Consider the following 18,829-nt stretch of genomic DNA (forward strand, 5'->3'; position numbering starts at 1 on the left):
TGTCGCTCGGGTCCGACGCCGCAACGGCCGGCTCCTCGGCCGAGGGGCTGTCGGTCTGATCAGTCACGCGGGTCCTCCGGATCGAGTCCGAGCAGTGGAAACACTGCTCGACGGGTGGCGATGATCGCCGAGTCGACACGTTCGAGCGCCCTGTCGGTGCCGTCGGTACCGGCGAGAGATCCACCGGGTCCGTCCCAGGCGGGGTAGTCGACGTCTCCCCCGTCACCCATGGTCTGCGGCAGGTCGACACTCGGTGCCATGGTCCGTACCCGCTCGCGCCACGTGTCCGGCAGCGCCGACATCGGGTCGATGTCGCGGCCGAGCGCGGCAGCGATGAGGTGCGTCCAGGACCGTGGAACGACGCGCACCAAGCCGTACCCGCCACCGCCGACGGCCAACCACCGACCTTCGGAATGCTTGTCCGCCAGATCACGCATGGCCAGGAATGCCGCGTTCTGGCCGTCGACGGTCAGGGCGAGATCTGCGAGGGGATCTTCGCGGTGGCTGTCGACACCGCATTGACTGACGATGATCTGGGGCTTGAACGCGCCGATCGCGCCCGGCACGATCGCGTGGAACGCTCGCAGCCACAACCGGTCCGCGGTGCCGGGCAGCAGCGGAACGTTGATCGAGGTTCCCTCACCGCGTTCGGTTCCCACCTCGGTCGACCATCCGGTGTTCGGCCACAGCGTCGCCGGATGTTGGTGCAGCGAGACGGTGAGCACTCTCGGGTCACCGAGAAATGCCGCTTGAACGCCGTCCCCGTGGTGAGCGTCGACGTCGATGTAGGCGATTCGGTCGAACCCGTTGTCCAGCAACCACGAAATGGCGATCGCGGCGTCGTTGTAGACGCAGAAGCCCGAGGCCCAGTCGGCCATCGCGTGGTGCATGCCGCCACCGATGCTCACCGCGCGTCGAGCACGACCCGACGCGATTTCGCGGGCGGCGGCCAGCGAGCCGCCGGCGAGCATGGCGCTCGCCTCGTGCATCTGCGGAAACACCGGGTTGTCGTCGGAACCCAGTCCGTGGACGACGTCGTCGGGATCGCGCAGGGCCGGGCCCTGCGACGGTGCCTGTTTGACGGCCTCGATGTACGCGCTGGTGTGAAACCGGAGCAGTTCGGAATCCGGTGCAGCGGACGGCTCGACCAATTCGACGCCCGCGAGCAGGCCAATGTCGGTGGCGAGCGCCATCGTCAGATCGAGTCGAGTCGGGTTCATCGGGTGGTCGTCGCTCCACCGGTAGCCGAGGTAGTCCGCACTCCACACGACGATGTCCTCGGGGCGGTTCGGGATGGACGCGGCGGCGCGTGTCGCCTGATCAGACATATGGACAAAACTACGTTGTCGGGCGGGATGGTGTTGCCGGGTTCCGGTGTTGTCCCGATAGTCCCCTTGTGAGAAGCCATGGGAAACGACGTCCACAGTTGTGGTGCGCCGCGCCCGCTACGACTGGGTGCAGCGCCTATTTCGGGGCGCTGACGGTAGGATCGAGCCCGACGAAGGGGTTGAGTGTGAAGGATCTGGTCGACACCACGGAGATGTACCTCCGGACGATCTACGATTTGGAAGAAGAGGGCGTGATTCCGCTCCGCGCGCGAATCGCCGAACGGCTCGAACAAAGTGGTCCCACCGTCAGCCAAACCGTTGCTCGGATGGAGCGCGACGGGCTGTTGTCCGTCGCAGGCGATCGGCACCTCGAGCTGACCGAGAAGGGCCGCAGTCTGGCGGTTGCGGTCATGCGCAAGCACCGTTTGGCGGAGCGTCTGCTCGTGGACATCATCGGTCTGCGATGGGAAGACGTTCACGCCGAGGCGTGCCGTTGGGAGCACGTGATGAGCGAGGAGGTCGAGCGTCGTTTGGTCACCGTACTGAACAACCCGACGACCTCGCCGTACGGCAACCCGATCCCAGGGTTGGCCGAACTCGGTCTCGGCCAGTCGACTCTGGCACCGGAGGCTCTCATCCGCCTCACCGATGTTCCGGTCGGCCAGCCGACAGCAGTAGTGGTGCGTCGTCTCGCCGAGCACGTTCAGTCCGACCCCGAGGTGATCGCTCAGCTCCGCGAAGCGGGCGTGGTCCCCGATGCTCGCGTTACAGTCGAGGCCAAGCCCGGATCGATCACGATCACGGTGCCAGGACACAGTGGTGTCGACATATCCGAGGAAATGGCGCACGCCGTCCAGGTGAAGAAGGTCTGACCTCACACCGACGACGGCGTTCGACGTGTGTGAGGGAGAACGAACAGTGAAGCTTCTGGTTACCGGTGGTGCGGGGTACGTCGGCAGCGTCTGCGCGGCCGTGCTCGTCGAGCGCGGTCACGAGGTCGTGGTTGTGGACAACCTGTCCACCGGTAACCGGGACGCAGTGCCCGGCGGTGCGACGTTCGTCGAAGGTGACATCAAGGACGTTGCCGCAGACGTGCTGATCGGCGGCGGTTTCGACGCCGTCCTGCACTTCGCCGCGCAATCTCTCGTGGGCGAGTCGGTGGTCTCGCCGGACAAGTATTGGAGCGGGAACGTCGTCACCTCGCTGGCGTTGCTCGATGCCATCCGAGCATCCGGCACCGCGAAGCTGGTGTTCTCCTCGACAGCCGCCACGTACGGCGAGCCCGAGAAGACTCCCATCACCGAGGACGCACCCACCCGCCCCACCAATCCCTACGGTGCCACCAAACTCGCGATCGATCACGCGATCACGTCGTACGCCGCGGCCTACGGCCTCGCGGCCACCAGCCTGCGGTACTTCAACGTCGCCGGTGCCTACAACGGTTTCGGCGAGAATCGCGTCGTGGAGACGCACCTGATTCCGCTCGTGCTTCAGGTCGCTCTGGGGCAGCGCGAGAAGATCTCGGTGTTCGGCACCGACTGGCCCACTCCGGACGGTACGGCTGTTCGCGACTACATCCACGTCGCCGACCTCGCCGAGGCGCACATTCTCGCCGTCGATGCCGCAGAACCGGGTGAGCACACCATCTACAACCTCGGCAGCGGCACCGGATTCTCCGTACACGAGGTCATCTCGTCCTGCGAGCGCGTCACGGGCCTGCCCATCGCCGTCGAACATGCTCCCCGTCGTGCCGGTGATCCTGCCGTCCTGATCGCCTCGAGCGCACGTGCGGTCGAGGAGCTGAAATGGACGCCGGAGCTGACCGATCTCGATCGGATCGTGGCCGATGCGTGGACCTTCCTGCAGCAGCTCGGCGATCGGTCGCACGCAGCGCGCTGACCCGCGTCGCCGGCCGATCGTCGATGTGCCCGACTGCCGTCATCGTCGACCGAACGGGTCGCCGGGCAACCGAACTCCGCAGGCGCGCGCACATGCGAAGCCGCTCTCGGCCACTTCGCGAACGAGTTCGGGACCTGCGCCTGCGCTGAGCGATCTGTCCAGCAGTCGCGCCAGTGAGTAGGTCTCGTCGGCTTCCAGTGCAGCGTCGATCGCGATGCGGGCCATCGGCCCGTCTCCGCGCACGTACGCGCTGAAGGCCAGAAGTGTTGCGGCGATGGCCCGTTCGCCCTTCGGCAGAACGCGGGACAACCTCGCCCAGAACTCTTCGACGAATCCCGCGTCGTCGCCGAGGGTCAACGCCAGCAGTGCGTCACGCACCTGGACGTGGCCGATCGCGAGTGCGATCCGAGCGATGTCGGTCGGGTCCAACTCGGTGTCGTACGGTCCTCGCGCAACGTACGACAGCACCGAGGTCAAGTCGTCGGTACGAGACCGGGTGCCGTCGCGTCGTTGTCGCGACATCTCGGCGGCCACGGCCCGCACGGTCGCGTCGGGGCCCGGTGCGATGGTCTCGGCGAGCTCGCGCCTGGACCGTCGGACGGAGTAGCCGTCGAGCACGCGGGCAACGGTCATCGGCGACGCCGACGGATCCGATATCACGCCGTGCCGCTGCGGTCCGCGCAACGTCCACCACTCGGCGGAATCGGCGATCTCCGACGCCGCGAGGGCCTCGCCGAGCTGGACTCCGAACGATGCGAGTGTGGCGTCGAGTTCGATCACCAGCGCTTCGACGTCGAGCAGATGCGGTGTTCTGACGGTTCGATCGAGCCTGTCGTCGACGAACACCGCCATGACTGCCGGGATGTTCTCCATCGCGCAGTAGCCGGCCAGGTAGCCGATGACGTCGAGCATCTCCGGGGTCGCGCGGGTGTGACTGCCTGCGCGCCGATCGATGTGTTCGCCTGCCAGGACGAGGTCGTGACGCATCGTGGGTCCGACGCAGGCACCGCCGTCCTTGACCGCGATGAGCACCATCGATCGATGCGGGTGGAACCCGAGCATGGCCGGCACGGCTGCCATCAGGTCGCTCGCGTGGCCGAGGCGAACGCGATGGTGGGAATCGAAGTTGTCCTGTGAGTTCGTCGGTGTGTACATACCGGAGAATCCTGGCCGGGGGCCCGAGGACCGACCGAGTCTCGACCTGGGCTTTCGTACTGCCCTGTGGAGAACTGCCGTGTTGTGGATGAATCGCATCGCCGGAGCTGGGGACGAACGATTCGTGTCGGTGCCGTCTGCTAGGGCTCCGTCAGCTCTGGCCGACCTTCTGGACTGCCGCGGTGAACAACTCGTCGAGGGTCATCGCATCGGGCGTGCCCGAGCCGAACGACATGAACGTGGCCGACACTCGTACTCCGTCGATCTGGGCCATCAACGTCAGCATCGATTGGGTGACGGCGTCGCCGCCTGCGCCCGATGCAACGGTCTGGCGGACGGCCAAGGTGTCGTCCGCGTCGATGGGCGGGGCCGGGGTCAGAGTGGAGGTCACCGTCGAGGTCGCGCCGGACTTGGTTGCGGTCACCTCACCGCACTCTTCGAGTTGCTCCTTGCGCGCCGAGAGCGGTTCGTCCACTGCGGTCAACTCGATCGAGATGGTGGACCGGCTGTCGTTGTCGGTGCCGACGATCATGGCCGTGCCCGTCGGGCCGAAGTCCTGGTCGGCGGGCTTGCATCCTGCCGGGCTGACTTCTGCACCGGCAGGAATTCCGCTGAGATCGGGTGCGGCTTGCGAGATCGCCTGCTGGGGCAGCACCAGGGCGTCGTACGGTGCCGGGAAGCTCGACGGGTCGATCAGCAGCGTGTTCAGATCCACGCCGGACGGCGGCGACGAGGTGGCGGCACCCGAACTGGGCTCGGCAGTGCCGGTGACGGTGGAGCTGCAACCGACCAGCACGAGAGCTGCGATCGCCGCCGAGGTCGCGGCGATGGTCAGGCGGGTTCTGCGTGCGGCGGGGCTCACAAGGCGTCCTCTTCGGGTCGGTGGGACGCCGCAGCACACGCTCCGGCGTCCCACCACTGTCTCATTCCGACCACCTCGAACGCGGCAGGCGACCCGCCGCAGTGTCGCGAAGTCAGCTGCCGCGGGCGATCCACTCCTCGAGGTGCGGTGCTTCGTCGCCGATGCGCGTGCCGTCACCGTGCCCGGTGTTGACTCGGGTGTCGACAGGAAGCGCGAAGAGGCGATCACGGATGGACCCGATGATGGTGGGGAAATCCGAGTACGACCGTCCGGTGGCACCCGGACCGCCGGAGAAGAGTGTGTCGCCGCTGAACAACTCCCCCGCTTCCGGCAGGTACAGGCACGTCGATCCCGGAGAATGCCCGGGCGTGTGCAGCGCCAGGATGTCGGTCCCGGCCACGGTGATGCGCTGACCGTCTTCGAGGGTCGAGTGCCCGACGCCCGGGTGCGTCTGTTCCCACAGCATCTCGTCGGCTGGATGCAGCAGAATCGGCGCGTCGAGTGTGTCCGAGAGTTCGGGTGCCACGGTCACGTGGTCGTTGTGACCGTGGGTGCAGATGACGGCCTTGACGGTCCGGCCTGCGACCGCGTCGACGATCGGGGCCGCGGTGTGTGCTGCGTCGACGATCACGACCTCGTCGTCGTCACCGATCAGCCAGATGTTGTTGTCGACGTCCCAGGTGCCACCGTCGAGGCTGAACGTGCCCGAGGTGACGACATTCTGGACGCGGAACTGCCCGCTCACAGGACCACCACCGAACGCAGGACAGTGCCCTGATGCATCTTCTCGAAGGCTGCCTCGACGTCGTCGATGGTGATGCGCTCGGTGACGAACTTCTCGAGCGGCAGACGGCCCTGCTGGTACAGATCCACCAACTGCGGGAAGTCTCGCTCGGGCAGGCAGTCTCCGTACCAGGAGGATTTGAGCGATCCGCCGCGTGAGAAGAAGTCGATCAGCGGCATCTCGAGGGTCATCTCGGGTGTCGGTACGCCGACGAGCACCACGGTTCCGGCGAGGTCGCGTGCGTAGAACGCCTGCTTCCAGGTCTCCGGGCGACCGACGGCGTCGATGACCACGTCGGCACCGAACCCGCCGGTCAGCTCCTGCACGGCCTCTACTGCGTCCACCACCGAGGAGTCGACGGTGTGGGTGGCTCCGAGGCCGAGTGCCCATTCGAGCTTGCCCGGGTCACGGTCGACCGCGATGATCGTCGATGCGCCGGCCAGGCGTGCTCCGGCGATCGCGGCATCGCCGACGCCGCCGCAGCCGATCACGGCCACCGAATCTCCGCGCGAGACGTTGCCGGTGTTCATTGCCGCGCCCAGCCCGGCCATCACTCCACAGCCGAGCAGTCCGACGACGGCGGGATCGGCGTCTGCGGCGACCTTGGTGCACTGACCCTCGTGCACCAGGGTCTTCTCGGCGAATGCGCCGATGCCCAGAGCCGGTGTCAGCTCGGTGCCGTCCTCGAGGGTCATCTTCTGGGCTGCGTTGTGGGTGTCGAAGCAGTACCACGGGGTGCCGCGCTTGCAGGCTCGACATTCGCCGCACACGGCGCGCCAGTTCAGTACGACGAAGTCTCCGACCTCGACGTGCTCGACGCGGTCGCCGATGGTCTCGACGATTCCTGCTGCCTCGTGTCCGAGCAGGAACGGGAACTCGTCGTTGATGCCGCCTTCGCGATAGTGCAGGTCGGTGTGGCACACCCCGCAGGCCTGGATCTTCACGACGACCTCGTTGGGCCCGGGATCGGGGATGGTGATCGTCTCGATGGAGACGGGCTCGCCCTTGCTCTTGGCGACGACGGCGCGGACCTGCTGCGGCATGTGTTCCTCCACTGTAAATCGGGTGTTTCGTGCTGTGTTCAGCCTCGCACAACGCATCAGCACGTGGCGACATCTGCATGGGTTCGACGCACCGAATCGTGGAGTTCACAAAGTTGTGACCGGGTGGGCACGCAGTCTTTGCGTGCGAGCGGTACCTATGACGAATGTCTGAACCCATGGAGTACGACCTGGTGGTCATCGGCTCCGGCCCCGGTGGCCAGAAGGCGGCCATTGCGGCTGCGAAGCTCGGCAAGCGGGTGGCGATCGTGGAGAAGGGCCACATGCTCGGCGGGGTCTGCGTCAACACCGGCACCATTCCGTCCAAGACGCTGCGCGAGGCCGTTTTGTATCTCACGGGCATGAATCAACGTGAGCTGTACGGGGCGAGCTACCGGGTGAAGGCCGACATCACTCCGGCCGATCTGCTGGCCCGAACGCAGCACGTGATCGGCAAGGAGATCGAGGTGGTGCGTTCGCAACTGCTCCGCAACCGCATCGAGTTGATCACCGGTGTCGGCAAGTTCCTCGACGCGCACACCATCGTGATCGAGGACGAGATGCGGGGCGAACGCATCACCGTCAAGGCCGCCAACGTGGTGATCGCCACCGGCACCGCTCCCGCCCGTCCGGCCGACGTCGCGTTCGACGACTATCGAGTACTCGACTCGGACGGAATCCTCAACCTCGAGTTCATTCCGGCGTCGATGGTCGTGGTCGGGGCCGGTGTCATCGGAATCGAGTACGCGTCGATGTTCGCTGCTCTGGGAACGAAGGTCACCGTCGTCGAGAAGCGCGATTCGATGCTCGACTTCTGCGATCGCGAGATCATCGAGTCGTTGCAGTTTCACCTCCGCGATCTCGCGGTGACCTTCCGCTTCGGGGAGGCAGTGACCGCGGTCGACGTCGGCCCGAACGGAACGGTGACGACGCTTGCCAGCGGCAAGAGGATCCCGGCGGAGACGGTGATGTACTCGGCCGGCCGCCAGGGTCTGACGACGGCGCTCGAACTCGAGAACGCCGGTCTCGAGGCCGACGCGCGCGGTCGCATCTTCGTCGACGAGCATTTCCAGACCAAGGTCGATCACATCTACGCGGTCGGCGATGTCATCGGGTTTCCGGCGTTGGCCGCGACGTCGATGGATCAGGGCCGGTTGGCGGCTTACCACGCGTTCGGCGAGTCGAGCGCCAAGCTGACCGACGTGCAGCCCATCGGTATCTACTCCATTCCCGAGGTCTCGTACGTCGGAGCCACGGAGGTCGACCTGACGAAGGGATCGATCCCCTACGAGGTCGGGGTGTCGAGGTACCGCGAACTCGCTCGGGGTCAGATCGCCGGTGACTCGTACGGGATGTTGAAGTTGCTCGTCTCCACCGAGGACCGGTCGATACTCGGCGTTCACATCTTCGGGTCGGGTGCGACGGATCTGGTGCACATCGGGCAGGCGGTGATGGGGTGCGGCGGCACCGTCGACTACCTCGTCGATGCCGTGTTCAACTACCCGACGCTGTCCGAGGCATACAAGGTCGCAGCCCTCGATGTCACCAACAAGATCCGTGCGCTGGCCAACTTCGACCGCTGACCGGACGGCAGGTCGAACGACTGTCGGGGAATGAACGGCGGGCAGCCGGTTGTTCTTCTCGAGTAGTGATTCGCCACGTTCGACGTCGGCGCGTACACGGCGCGAGCCGAGGGTCGGCGTATTCTGGCTCGAATCTCGCGTCGAGGTACCGACGAGTCGATCCGAAAGGGGCCAGGCCATGACCGAACAGTCGAAGATGTACGAGCTGGAGTTTCCGGCACCGCAAATCTTCTCCAACGACGGCGTCGGACCCGTCCTCGTGCACGGCCTGGAGGGCTTCTCCGACGCAGGTCACGCGGTGAAGTTGGCAACGACTCATCTGCGCGAGAGCCTGGAATCGGAGCTGGTCGCGTCGTTCGATGTAGACGAGTTGATCGACTACCGGTCCCGACGGCCGACGATGACGTTCAAGTCCGATCATTTCTCGGACTACGACGCTCCCGAGCTGAACCTCTATGCCGTCAAGGACCGAACCGGCACCCCGTTCCTGTTGCTGGCCGGCATGGAACCGGATCTGCGGTGGGAGAAGTTCACCACCGCTGTGCGCCTGCTCGCCGAACAGCTCGGCGTCCGTAGAACCATCGGTCTCGGGTCGATCCCGATGGCCATTCCGCACACCCGGCCGCTCGGTGTGACGGCCCACGCCAGCGACAAGGATCTGGTCAAGGAGGGCAACAGCTGGGCAGGTGACCTGCAGGTGCCAGGCAGCGCCTCGTCCCTGCTCGAGCTTCGGATGGCGCAGCACGGTCACGAGTCGATGGGCTTCTCGGTGCACGTCCCGCACTACCTCGCCCAGACGGACTACCCCGGTGCAGCCGAAACGCTGCTCGAGAACGTCGGCGAGGCCGCCGAGTTGGATCTGCCCCTGGCGGCGTTGGGTGAAGCCGCGGCGCGGGTTCGGGAGCAGGTGAACGAGCACATCACCGGAAACGAAGAGGTCCAGTCGGTGGTGCAGGCACTCGAGCGCCAGTACGACACCTACGTTGCCGCGCAGGAACAGCAGTCGACGCTGTTGGCCAGTGACGAGCCACTGCCGAGCGGCGACGAGCTAGGGGCCGAGTTCGAGCGCTTCCTCGCCGAGCAGGCCGGTCTCGACGAGGGAGACGGCACCACCGAGCAGTAACAGTGTGAGTGGTCACAGAAGATGATCGCTCGGGCGGGCATATCGGACAGCCCGGGCCGATCGAAACATACCTGTAACCGCAAATACGCTCGATGTTCTGCCCCGAGCGTCATCTCGTGCAAGAGTCGTAGCAACACGTACTCCGGTACGTACGTCTACACACTCGTGCACGGCGTCGCCGTTCTGTACCGCCGCGCGCGGTGCACCAGGGAATTTCAGGAGGCGCAGATGAGCACCAATCCGCGCAGTCGCAAGCTCCGCCCGGTTCCCGACGAAGAACCACGGCTGATCTTCCGGACCATTCACGGATACCGGCGCGCGTTCCGCATGGCCGGTGAAGGTCCGGTGTTGCTGTTGATCCACGGGATCGGCGACAACTCCGAGACGTGGAACGAGGTCATCCCGCACCTCGCGAAGAACTACACCGTCATCGCTCCTGATCTGCTGGGGCACGGTCGCTCGGACAAGCCACGCGCGGACTACTCCGTGGCCGCGTACGCAAACGGCATGCGCGACCTGCTCTCGGTGCTGGGCATCGAACACGTCACCGTCGTCGGGCACTCACTGGGCGGCGGCGTCGCCATGCAGTTCGCCTACCAGTTCCCGGGCATGGTCGACAGGTTGGCTCTCGTGTCCTCCGGTGGCGTCACCAAGGACGTACATCCCATTCTTCGATTGGCATCGATGCCGTTTCTGAGCGAGGCCGTCAAACTGCTCCGCCTGCCCGGCGCGATCCCCGCGGTGAAGCTGGCAGGCGGCCTGCTGAGCAAACTGCACAGCTCTCCCCTGCGACCCGGATCGCTTCTGCACGACACTCCGGATCTGATCCGAGTGCTGAGCGAGCTCCCGGCTCCGACGACGTACGAGGCGTATCTGCGGACCTTGCGCGCCGTCGTCGACTGGCGCGGCCAGGTGGTCACGATGCTGGACCGGTGTTATCTGACCGAGAACCTGCCGGTTCTGCTCGTCTGGGGTGACCAGGACTCGGTGATTCCGGTCAGCCATGCTCGCCTCGCTCACTCGGCCATGCCCGGTTCCACGTTGGAGGTGTTTGAGAATTCCGGACACTTCCCGTTCCGAGACGATCCCATGCGCTTCCTGCAGGTCGTGGAGGACTTCATCGATTCCACACCGTCGTTGACGTTCGACGAGGTGCGGTGGCGCAACCTGCTCATCACCGGTGTCGGCGAGGACATGATCACCGGCAGCGCGAGTACGCGCCTCGCGGTGCTCGGAGCCATGGGCTCGGACGAACGCAGCGCCACCTGACGCGTCGACTCGGCCACGGACGCTCGGTGTCGATGCGGGTCCGGCCGTCGATCCCACATAGCCTGTAGAGGTGCTTCTCACCGAACTGATTCCCGATGCCGCCGCTGCTCGGTCCGACGGCGTGGATCCGGACGTCCTGTTCGACACGTTCACCACCTGGACTGCCGATCGCGGCCTGACCCTGTATCCCGCACAGGAGGAGGCTCTCATCGAGCTGGTCTCCGGCTCCAACGTCATCCTCGCGACGCCGACCGGATCGGGTAAGTCGATGGTGGCCATCGGAGCTCATTACGCTGCGATGGCCGCAGGCATTCGCAGCTTCTACACCGCGCCGATCAAGGCACTCGTCAGCGAGAAGTTCTTCGCCCTGTGCGAGATCTTCGGTGCCCAGAACGTCGGCATGATGACCGGTGACGCGTCGGTCAATTCCGGTGCCCCGATCATCTGCGCCACCGCCGAGATCGTCGCGAACCTCGCCCTGCGTCAGGGTGCCGGCTCCGATATCGGCCAGGTGATCATGGACGAGTTCCACTACTACTCCGAGCCCGATCGAGGGTGGGCCTGGCAGGTGCCGTTGATCGAGCTGCCGCACGCGCAATTCCTGTTGATGTCTGCGACGCTGGGCGACGTCTCGTTCTTCCGGGACGATCTGACCCGACGCACCGGACGCACGACCACCGTCGTCTCGGGCACCGAACGGCCGGTTCCGCTGATGTTCTCGTACGTCACCACTCCGATCAGCGAGACCATCGAAGAACTGGTGGAAACGCATCTTGCGCCGGTGTACGTCGTGCATTTCACTCAGGCCGCGGCACTCGAACGAGCCCAGGCGCTGACGAGCGTCAACGTCGCGTCCAAGCAGGAGAAGGCCGAGATAGCCGAGGCCATCGGGGCCTTCCGCTTCACCACCGGTTTCGGGAAGACCCTGTCGAGGCTGGTTCGGCACGGCATCGGGGTGCACCACGCCGGCATGCTTCCCAAGTATCGACGGCTGGTCGAGAAGTTGGCGCAGGACGGCCTGCTCAAGGTGATCTGTGGAACAGACACGTTGGGGGTGGGCATCAACGTCCCCATTCGTACCGTGTTGTTCACCGGCCTGACCAAATACGACGGCATTCGAACTCGCAAGCTCCGGGCCCGCGAGTTCCACCAGATCGCGGGCCGCGCGGGACGCGCCGGTTACGACACCCTCGGCACCGTCGTGGTCGAGGCCCCCGAACACGACATCGAGAACGCGCGTCTGGTGGCCAAGGCAGGCGACGATCCGAAGAAGCTCAAGCGCGTGCAGCGCAAGAAGGCACCCGACGGTTTCGTCTCGTGGGGCGAGCCGACGTTCGAGCGGATCATTGCCGCAAGCCCGGAGCCGCTCACGTCCCGATTCTCGGTGAGCAACGCCATGCTGCTCAATGTCATTGCCCGGCCGGGCAATTGCTTTCATGCCATGCGCCACCTGCTCGAGGACAATCACGAGTCCCGGCCCGCTCAGCGCAAGCACATCCTGCGGGCACTCTCGCTCTACCGCGGTCTGGTCGATGCGGGCATCGTCGAGCAACTCGACGAGCCGGACGCCGACGGTCGACACGCTCGACTGACGGTGGACCTGCAACCGGACTTCGCGCTCAATCAGCCGCTGTCGACGTTCGCGGTCGCGTCCTTCGATCTGCTCGACGCCGAATCGCCGACCCATGCCCTCGATGTGGTGTCGATCATCGAATCGACCCTCGACGATCCGCGTCAGATCCTGATGGCACAGCAACACGCCGCGCGCGGCGAAGCGGTGTCGCAGATGAAGGCCGACGGCATCGAGTACGACGAGCGAATGGAGCTGCTCGAGGAGGTCACGTGGCCGAAACCTCTTGCAGAGCTGCTCGTTCCGGCGTTCGAGATCTATCGGGGCACCCACCCGTGGCTCTCCGAGGTCGGCCTGTCACCCAAGTCCGTGGTGCGCGACATGGTCGAGCGCGCGATGACGTTCGCAGAATTGATCAGCCACTACGGTTTGATGCGGTCCGAGGGACTCGTCCTGCGTTATCTCGCCGACGCCTATCGCACACTGCGCCAGACGGTTCCGCCGGAGTCTCGAACCGAAGAGGTACAGGACATCACCGAGTGGCTGGGCGAGCTCGTCCGGCAGGTGGATTCGAGCCTGCTCGACGAGTGGGAGAACCTGACCGACCCCGGTGCCGAGCCGGAAGCGCTCGTGGAGGCGTACGGATCCGATGTGCCACGTCCGATCTCGGCCAACCCGCGGGCCTTCCGAATTCTCGCGCGCAACGCGATCTTCCGCCGCGTGGACCTAGCGGCGCGCCGACAGTGGAATACGCTCGACGAACTCGACGACGGCCCGGACTGGGAGACGGAACTGGAACCGTTCTTCGCCGAGTACGGCTCGATCGGGACCGGCCCATCGGCCCGCGGCCCCGCGTTGTTCACCCTGAACGTCGGTGCGGAAACCACGACGGTGCGTCAGGTGTTGGAGGACCCCGACGGGGACCACGGCTGGTCGCTCGACGCCGTCGTCGATGTGCCGGAGTCCGACGCGGCGGGCGAGATCGTGTTCGACGAGATCGTGATCACGCCCGGCTGAGGCCACCTGCGTTGCCGGCGTGAACCTCGGCGGCGAGAAGACTTGCCAGCGCACTGTATTCGGCCGAGCGCGCACTCGTGGATCGGTGTACGAGACCGATGGTGCGGCCGGGAGCAGGGTGTGCGAACTCTGCGGTGGACAAGCCCGCACGAGCGACCTCGACATCGACGGCACTGCGCGGCAGCAACGTCAGGCCGAGCCCTCCGGCAACGCACTGCACCACCGTGGTCAACGACGTCGCCCGCGTATCGCTCGCATCGGGCGCGATGTCGACCGAGCGGCACAGGTCCAGGGTCTGCTCGCGCAGACAGTGCCCCTCGTCGAGCAGGAGCAGAGGCAGGCCCCGGAGGTCGGTGACCGTCAGATCCCGACGCCCCGCGAGGGCGTGCTCGGCAGGGAGCGCGAGCACGAAATCCTCTGTGTACATGGGTATTTCGATCAATCCCGGATCAGCGAAGGGCAGCGCGAGAACGACGACGTCGAGTGCACCGGACCGGAGTGCGTCGAGCAGTCGGGCGGTGTGATCTTCCACTATCCTCGGCACGAGATCGGGGTACTCGGCGCGCACGGCCGGGAGCATCGCCGGCAGCACGTACGGTGCCACGGTGGGAATGATTCCGAGCCGGATACCACCGGTCAGAAGACCGCCCAATCCTGCTGCGGTAGCAACCAATCCGTCCACGGCCTCGAGTGCTGCAGTGGCACGACCGAGCAACTGACTGCCGGCCGACGTCAGCAACACCCTGCGGGTGCTGCGCTCGACCAGCTGCACCCCCAGCCCCTGCTCGAGCGCAGCCAGGGCCTGCGACAGAGACGGTTGGCTGATGTTCGATTGTGTTGCTGCAGTGCCGAAATGGCGATGTCGCGCGATCGCTACGAAGGCTCGCAGATGCGACAGGGTCGGCTGATAGCTTCGATCGGTCACGCCTATGAGTGTAGTGCCACTCATCACGTTTACCTTTCATAACATTTTTGGCACACTCGTACCGGTCGGCCGGGCTCGCACGGCTGCAGTCACGCCACCGACCCCAACCGCTCACATACGGAACCGACGCGATCATTCGACACGAGGAGACCACATGGCACTGTTGACAATTGGCGACCAGTTCCCTTCATACAACCTGACCGCCGTCATCGGCGGAGACCTGTCCAAGGTGAACGCCCAGCAGCCCGACGACTACTTCACCACCGTCACCAGTGACGATCACGCAGGCAAGTGGCGCATCGTCTTCTTCTGGCCCAAGGACTTCACGTTCGTCTGCCCCACCGAGATCGCCGCGTTCGGCAAGCTGAACGAGGAGTTCGAGGACCGCGATGCACAGGTCCTCGGCGCTTCGGTCGACAACGAGTTCGTCCACTTCCAGTGGCGAGCACAGCACGACGAGCTCAAGACGCTACCCTTCCCCATGCTGTCGGACCTCAAGCGCGAATTGGCCTCTGCCACTGGCGTTCTCAACGCCGACGGCGTTGCCGACCGTGCCACGTTCATCGTCGACCCCAACAACGAGATCCAGTTCGTATCGGTCACGGCAGGCTCGGTTGGCCGCAACGTGGACGAGGTCCTGCGAGTTCTCGACGCCCTGCAGTCCGACGAGCTGTGCGCCTGCAACTGGAAGAAGGGTGATCCCACCATCGACGCGGGCGAACTGCTGACGGCGAGCGTCTGACATGACGATCGACAACCTCAAGAACGCCGTCCCCGAGTACGCCAAGGACCTCAAGCTCAATCTCGGTTCCATCGCCCGGTCCACGGTGCTCAGTGAGCAGCAGCTGTGGGGCACCCTGCTGTCGGTGGCCGCAGCGTCGAAGTCCGCAACGACGCTGAAGGAGATCGCCGAGGACGCTGCCGATTCGCTGTCGGCCGAGGCGTACAACGCGGCACTCGGTGCCGCGTCGATCATGGGCATGAACAACGTCTTCTACCGAACCAAGGGATACCTGGACGGTAAGTACGACGATCTGCGCGCCGGCCTGCGCATGAACATCATCGGCAACCCCGGCGTGGACAAGGCCGACTTCGAGCTGTGGTCGCTCGCGGTGTCGGCCGTCAACGGGTGCAACCACTGCCTGGAGGCACACGAGAAGACTCTGCGTGCCGAGGGCGTCGACCGCGAGACGATCTTCGAGGCCATCCGCGCCGCGTCGATCGTCGCGGGTGTCGCGCAGGCGATCGAAGCAGGCCGAATCCTCGACGGTGCCTCCGTCTGAGCTTCGACTCGATCTGTTCACCGAACGAGGGATCCGCGGCCGCGGGTCCCTCGTTCGGCGTTTGGTAGCGTCCGGGGTATGGCTACCGACGTGTCCGTCGTCCGAGTGTTCACCGATGCCGACGGTAGATTCGGCAACCCCCTCGGCATCGTGGCCGCGGATGACGTCGACGAGGCGGACAGGCAGCAGTTCGCCACCGAGCTCGGCTTCAGCGAGACGGTGTTCGTCGATCGCTCCGAGTCCGGTACGGCCTCGGCCACCATCTACACCCCCGCCGTGGAGCTGCCCTTCGCCGGACATCCCACGGTCGGACTCTCGTGGTGGCTCCGAGAGCAGGGCCACCCGGTCGGTGTGCTCACCGTCCCTGCCGCACCGCTGAACATCCGCTACGACGGCGAACACACCTGGGTTCGCGCCCGCGCCGACTGGACTCCGCAGTTCACCTTCCATCAGGTCAACGATGCGGCCGAGGTGGCGGCAGCAGACCCGAGTGCGTACGACAGTGGGCACCACTACGTCTGGGCCTGGACCGACGAAGAGCACGGCGCACTGCGCTCGCGCATGTTCGCGCCGATGATGGGTATCGCCGAGGACGAGGCGACCGGTGCTGCCGCCGTCCGGCTGACCGGCGAGCTCGGTCGGAGTCTGAACATCGTGCAGGGAGCCGGATCTCGTTTGCACACCACCTTCGACGACGGCTGGGTGGAACTGGGCGGACGCACCGCGGCGGACGCGTCGATCAGCGTGTGACGGGTACGTCCACTTCGATTTCCTCGCCCAGACGAACTCCGTCGGCGAGCGGGAGCCGGTCGCCGCTCCAGAACTTGCCGGGGTCGAACCAGTTGGCCTTCTTGTTGCCGGTGAGCAGACCCATCGCGTCGTAGGTCATGGCTACCACCTCGGCGCAGTAGGCGGTTTCGAGGGCGGCTCCCTCGCGTCGGCTGCGACGCAGTGTGGGGACTCGGCCCCGGAACCATCGTCCGGCGAGCGCCGCAGTGGTCGGAAAGGCCGTTCCGTCCATGCGGGCGATGGTGCGCAGCAGGGCGTCTTCCTGCGCAGTCGTCACGGACGGAGTGGAGCCTGCGGAACGACCCAGGTATCCGTCCAATTGTCGCAGCCAACAACGCTGTTCGTACTTCGTGGCCCATTGGGTGACGGCCGCACGCAGATCGTGCAGCTGAACGCCGCGTTGAAAATTTCCGCTCCACATGTCCTGCAACGACTTTCCCAGTTCGGCGTGCCACATCAGCGGCGGCAGGTCGTCGATCACGACGGCCATTCCGACGTGATTGACGGGACTGTTGGTCAGTGCCTGGATAGCGCGATCGGCGTTCGACTGTCCGCGGAAGATCCAGATGTCGCCCGTTCTGGTGGCCTCGACTGCGGTATCGAGGCTGATTCGCGACGGATTCATGGTCCACACCCTAGATCTCGTGACGGTACGGTGGCCGGATGAACGTGTGGAAGGCCCTCGGTCTCGCCGGGATGGTCGGTGTCGCGGCCACCGGGGCGTTGGTGGTCCGTTCCGAACGCAAGCGTCGTTCGTATGCGCCCGAGGAAGTGCGTGATCAGCTGCACCGGCGTTTCGCCGCCATCTCCGACGAGCCGCAGCCGGCAGCTGCTCCCCCGCTCTCGCGCGGCAAGCAGCTGCTGAGCAGGCTCCGGTTCAGCCGAGCGCGCTGAGGATTCGCGCGGCCAGCTCTTCGATCTCGGCGTTCGTCATCACGAATGCCGGCGAGATCTGCATCGCACCCTGACCGGCCGCGCGGCTGGAAACGCCGTGCGCTCGAAGCGTCTTGACGAAGGGCAATGCCTCGGCCGGGTCGGCGAGCTGCACGGCGGCAACCGCACCGATTCCGCTGCGGATCTCCGACACTCGCTCGTGTGCGGCCAGTGGCGCGAGGTGGGTGTGCAACGCTGCCTCGATGCGCTTCGAGTGTGACAGCAGTTCCTCGCGCTCGATGATGTCGAGGTTGGCCATCGCTGCCGCGGCCGCTCCGGCATGGCCACCGTAGGTGTACCCGTGCCGCCACCACACGCCGCCCGCGAAGAACGGTTCGGCGATCGTCGGGGCGATGAACACAGCACCCATCGGTACGTATCCGGATGTCAGGCCTTTGGCGGTGGTCATCAGGTCGGGTTCGAGCTCGAATCGGGTGGAGGCGAACCAGCTGCCGCCGATCCGGCCGAATCCGGTGACGACCTCGTCCGCGACGAACAGTACGTCGTTGTCGCGGCAGATCTGCCGTACCTCGCGCAGGTACCCCTCCGGTGGGAGGTAGATTCCGCCTGCACCGATGACGGGCTCGCAGAAGAATGCGGCCACGTTCTCGGCACCGACCTCCTCGATCAGCGCCAGCAGCGACTTCGCGTCGTCCCACGCCACCGTTCGGGCGTCGGACATGAGCTCGCCGTAGTGCTCCTTGTTCACCGGAATGCCGGCGAGCGCAGTCCCCGCGACGTGCATCCCGTGGTAGGCCTTCTGCCGACCGACGATCAGTTTCTTGCTCGGTCGACCCATTTCCACCCAGTAGCGCCGCGCGAGTTTCGCGGCGGTATCGATGGAGTCCGAGCCACCCGAGGTGAAGAAGATCTTGCTGCCCGGTACGGGAGCGATCGCGGCGAGACGATCGGCGAGCGCGAGTGTGGTCTCGGGTACGAAGTCGCCGAAGTTCGAGTAGTGGGCGATCGAGCTCAACTGCGTCGCAACGGCGTCGGCGATCTCACGACGGCCGTGGCCGACATTGGTGAACCACAGGCCCGCGGTCGCGTCGAGGTACTCGGTGCCCGCGTGGTCGTAGATGTAGGCACCTTCACCGCGAGAGACGACGAACGGGCCGCCGGCCGTGACGGCACCCATATCGGCGAATCCGTGCCAGAGCGCGGAAGAGTGTGTGGTTCCGGTGGCAGAAGACATGCGGTACACAGTAGTGGAGCCACTGCGACGGTCGGCGGTTCGGACGTCCCGCCGAAACGGATATCCTGGTTCGA

Annotated in this window: 18 protein-coding genes; 10 read left to right on the top strand and 8 right to left on the bottom strand. The window is 65.5% G+C overall.

Annotated elements, in window-relative coordinates; all coding sequences use genetic code 11:
• Nucleotides 1-59: 59 nt before the first annotated feature.
• Nucleotides 60-1,328: an acetoin utilization protein AcuC gene (locus AB0366_RS11550; protein ID WP_366244058.1), complete on the bottom strand. Its 1,269-nt coding sequence runs from the start codon at nucleotides 1,326-1,328 to the stop codon at nucleotides 60-62.
• Between the two features lie 185 nt (nucleotides 1,329-1,513).
• On the opposite strand from AB0366_RS11550, the gene AB0366_RS11555 reads away from it, so the two are divergent.
• Both AB0366_RS11555 and galE read left to right on the top strand, forming a co-directional pair.
• The gene (locus AB0366_RS11555; RefSeq protein ID WP_032397915.1) at nucleotides 1,514-2,200 is read left to right on the top strand and encodes a metal-dependent transcriptional regulator; all 687 of its coding nucleotides are present in this window, start codon (nucleotides 1,514-1,516) and stop codon (nucleotides 2,198-2,200) included.
• A gap of 46 nt (nucleotides 2,201-2,246) precedes the next feature.
• Nucleotides 2,247-3,227 carry a UDP-glucose 4-epimerase GalE gene (gene galE / locus AB0366_RS11560; protein WP_121870033.1) on the top strand — a complete coding sequence of 327 codons (981 nt, stop codon included), beginning with the start codon at nucleotides 2,247-2,249 and terminating at the stop codon, nucleotides 3,225-3,227.
• Between the two features lie 39 nt (nucleotides 3,228-3,266).
• Here galE and AB0366_RS11565 read toward each other — a convergent pair whose 3' ends face one another.
• The 4 genes from AB0366_RS11565 to AB0366_RS11580 all read right to left on the bottom strand — a co-directional run bounded on the left by AB0366_RS11565 (nucleotide 3,267) and on the right by AB0366_RS11580 (nucleotide 7,071).
• Nucleotides 3,267-4,382 (bottom strand): DUF4192 domain-containing protein, encoded by a 1,116-nt coding sequence (locus tag AB0366_RS11565; RefSeq protein ID WP_366244059.1) that lies wholly within the window; start codon nucleotides 4,380-4,382, stop codon nucleotides 3,267-3,269.
• A gap of 151 nt (nucleotides 4,383-4,533) precedes the next feature.
• Nucleotides 4,534-5,244 (bottom strand): DUF5642 family protein, encoded by a 711-nt coding sequence (locus AB0366_RS11570; RefSeq protein ID WP_366244060.1) that lies wholly within the window; start codon nucleotides 5,242-5,244, stop codon nucleotides 4,534-4,536.
• Between the two features lie 112 nt (nucleotides 5,245-5,356).
• Nucleotides 5,357-5,989 carry an MBL fold metallo-hydrolase gene (locus tag AB0366_RS11575; protein ID WP_317801596.1) on the bottom strand — a complete coding sequence of 211 codons (633 nt, stop codon included), beginning with the start codon at nucleotides 5,987-5,989 and terminating at the stop codon, nucleotides 5,357-5,359.
• Nucleotides 5,986-7,071 carry an S-(hydroxymethyl)mycothiol dehydrogenase gene (locus AB0366_RS11580; RefSeq protein WP_068050661.1) on the bottom strand — a complete coding sequence of 362 codons (1,086 nt, stop codon included), beginning with the start codon at nucleotides 7,069-7,071 and terminating at the stop codon, nucleotides 5,986-5,988. The genes AB0366_RS11575 and AB0366_RS11580 overlap by 4 nt, the downstream gene beginning before the upstream one ends.
• A 164-nt stretch (nucleotides 7,072-7,235) precedes the next feature.
• Between AB0366_RS11580 and sthA the strand changes: the two genes are divergently transcribed.
• The 4 genes from sthA (at nucleotide 7,236) to AB0366_RS11600 (ending at nucleotide 13,630) form a co-directional block, all read left to right on the top strand.
• A complete protein-coding gene (sthA, locus tag AB0366_RS11585) occupies nucleotides 7,236-8,651 on the top strand; it encodes a Si-specific NAD(P)(+) transhydrogenase (protein WP_366244061.1) in 1,416 nt (471 codons plus the stop codon).
• Between the two features lie 178 nt (nucleotides 8,652-8,829).
• The gene (locus AB0366_RS11590) at nucleotides 8,830-9,774 is read left to right on the top strand and encodes a PAC2 family protein (RefSeq protein WP_121870038.1); all 945 of its coding nucleotides are present in this window, start codon (nucleotides 8,830-8,832) and stop codon (nucleotides 9,772-9,774) included.
• A 228-nt stretch (nucleotides 9,775-10,002) separates the two neighbouring features.
• Nucleotides 10,003-11,043, top strand: coding sequence for an alpha/beta hydrolase (locus tag AB0366_RS11595; RefSeq protein ID WP_094615355.1), 1,041 nt, complete (start codon nucleotides 10,003-10,005; stop codon nucleotides 11,041-11,043).
• Between the two features lie 70 nt (nucleotides 11,044-11,113).
• A complete protein-coding gene (locus AB0366_RS11600; protein WP_366244062.1) occupies nucleotides 11,114-13,630 on the top strand; it encodes a DUF3516 domain-containing protein in 2,517 nt (838 codons plus the stop codon).
• Here AB0366_RS11600 and AB0366_RS11605 read toward each other — a convergent pair.
• Nucleotides 13,617-14,555, bottom strand: a complete 939-nt coding sequence (locus tag AB0366_RS11605) for a hydrogen peroxide-inducible genes activator (protein WP_366244063.1) — start codon at nucleotides 14,553-14,555, stop codon at nucleotides 13,617-13,619. The two genes, AB0366_RS11600 and AB0366_RS11605, sit on opposite strands and share 14 nt — an antisense overlap.
• 154 nt (nucleotides 14,556-14,709) lie before the next feature.
• Here AB0366_RS11605 and AB0366_RS11610 point away from each other — a divergent pair, with 154 nt between their 5' ends.
• The 3 genes from AB0366_RS11610 (at nucleotide 14,710) to AB0366_RS11620 (ending at nucleotide 16,588) form a co-directional block, all read left to right on the top strand.
• Nucleotides 14,710-15,297: a peroxiredoxin gene (locus AB0366_RS11610; RefSeq protein WP_121870041.1), complete on the top strand. Its 588-nt coding sequence runs from the start codon at nucleotides 14,710-14,712 to the stop codon at nucleotides 15,295-15,297.
• A 1-nt stretch (nucleotide 15,298) separates the two neighbouring features.
• A complete protein-coding gene (locus AB0366_RS11615; RefSeq protein ID WP_121870042.1) occupies nucleotides 15,299-15,838 on the top strand; it encodes a carboxymuconolactone decarboxylase family protein in 540 nt (179 codons plus the stop codon).
• 78 nt (nucleotides 15,839-15,916) lie between these two features.
• Entirely contained in the window at nucleotides 15,917-16,588 is a 672-nt protein-coding gene (locus AB0366_RS11620) for a PhzF family phenazine biosynthesis protein (protein WP_366244065.1), read from the top strand.
• Here the strand turns inward: AB0366_RS11620 and AB0366_RS11625 are convergent.
• Complete coding sequence (locus tag AB0366_RS11625) at nucleotides 16,578-17,252, bottom strand: hypothetical protein (protein ID WP_121870044.1); 675 nt, start codon at nucleotides 17,250-17,252, stop codon at nucleotides 16,578-16,580. The two genes, AB0366_RS11620 and AB0366_RS11625, sit on opposite strands and share 11 nt — an antisense overlap.
• Nucleotides 17,253-17,290: 38 nt before the next feature.
• Here AB0366_RS11625 and AB0366_RS11630 point away from each other — a divergent pair, with 38 nt between their 5' ends.
• The gene (locus AB0366_RS11630) at nucleotides 17,291-17,521 is read left to right on the top strand and encodes a hypothetical protein (RefSeq protein ID WP_121870045.1); all 231 of its coding nucleotides are present in this window, start codon (nucleotides 17,291-17,293) and stop codon (nucleotides 17,519-17,521) included.
• On the opposite strand, the gene AB0366_RS11635 is transcribed toward AB0366_RS11630, so the two are convergent.
• On the bottom strand, nucleotides 17,505-18,755 hold the full coding sequence (locus AB0366_RS11635) for an aminotransferase class III-fold pyridoxal phosphate-dependent enzyme (protein ID WP_121872452.1): 1,251 nt from the start codon (nucleotides 18,753-18,755) through the stop codon (nucleotides 17,505-17,507). The genes AB0366_RS11630 and AB0366_RS11635 overlap by 17 nt on opposite strands.
• Nucleotides 18,756-18,829 lie beyond the last annotated feature (74 nt).

Source organism: Rhodococcus sp. NPDC076796 (assembly GCF_040702765.1).
Classification (GTDB): domain Bacteria; phylum Actinomycetota; class Actinomycetes; order Mycobacteriales; family Mycobacteriaceae; genus Rhodococcoides.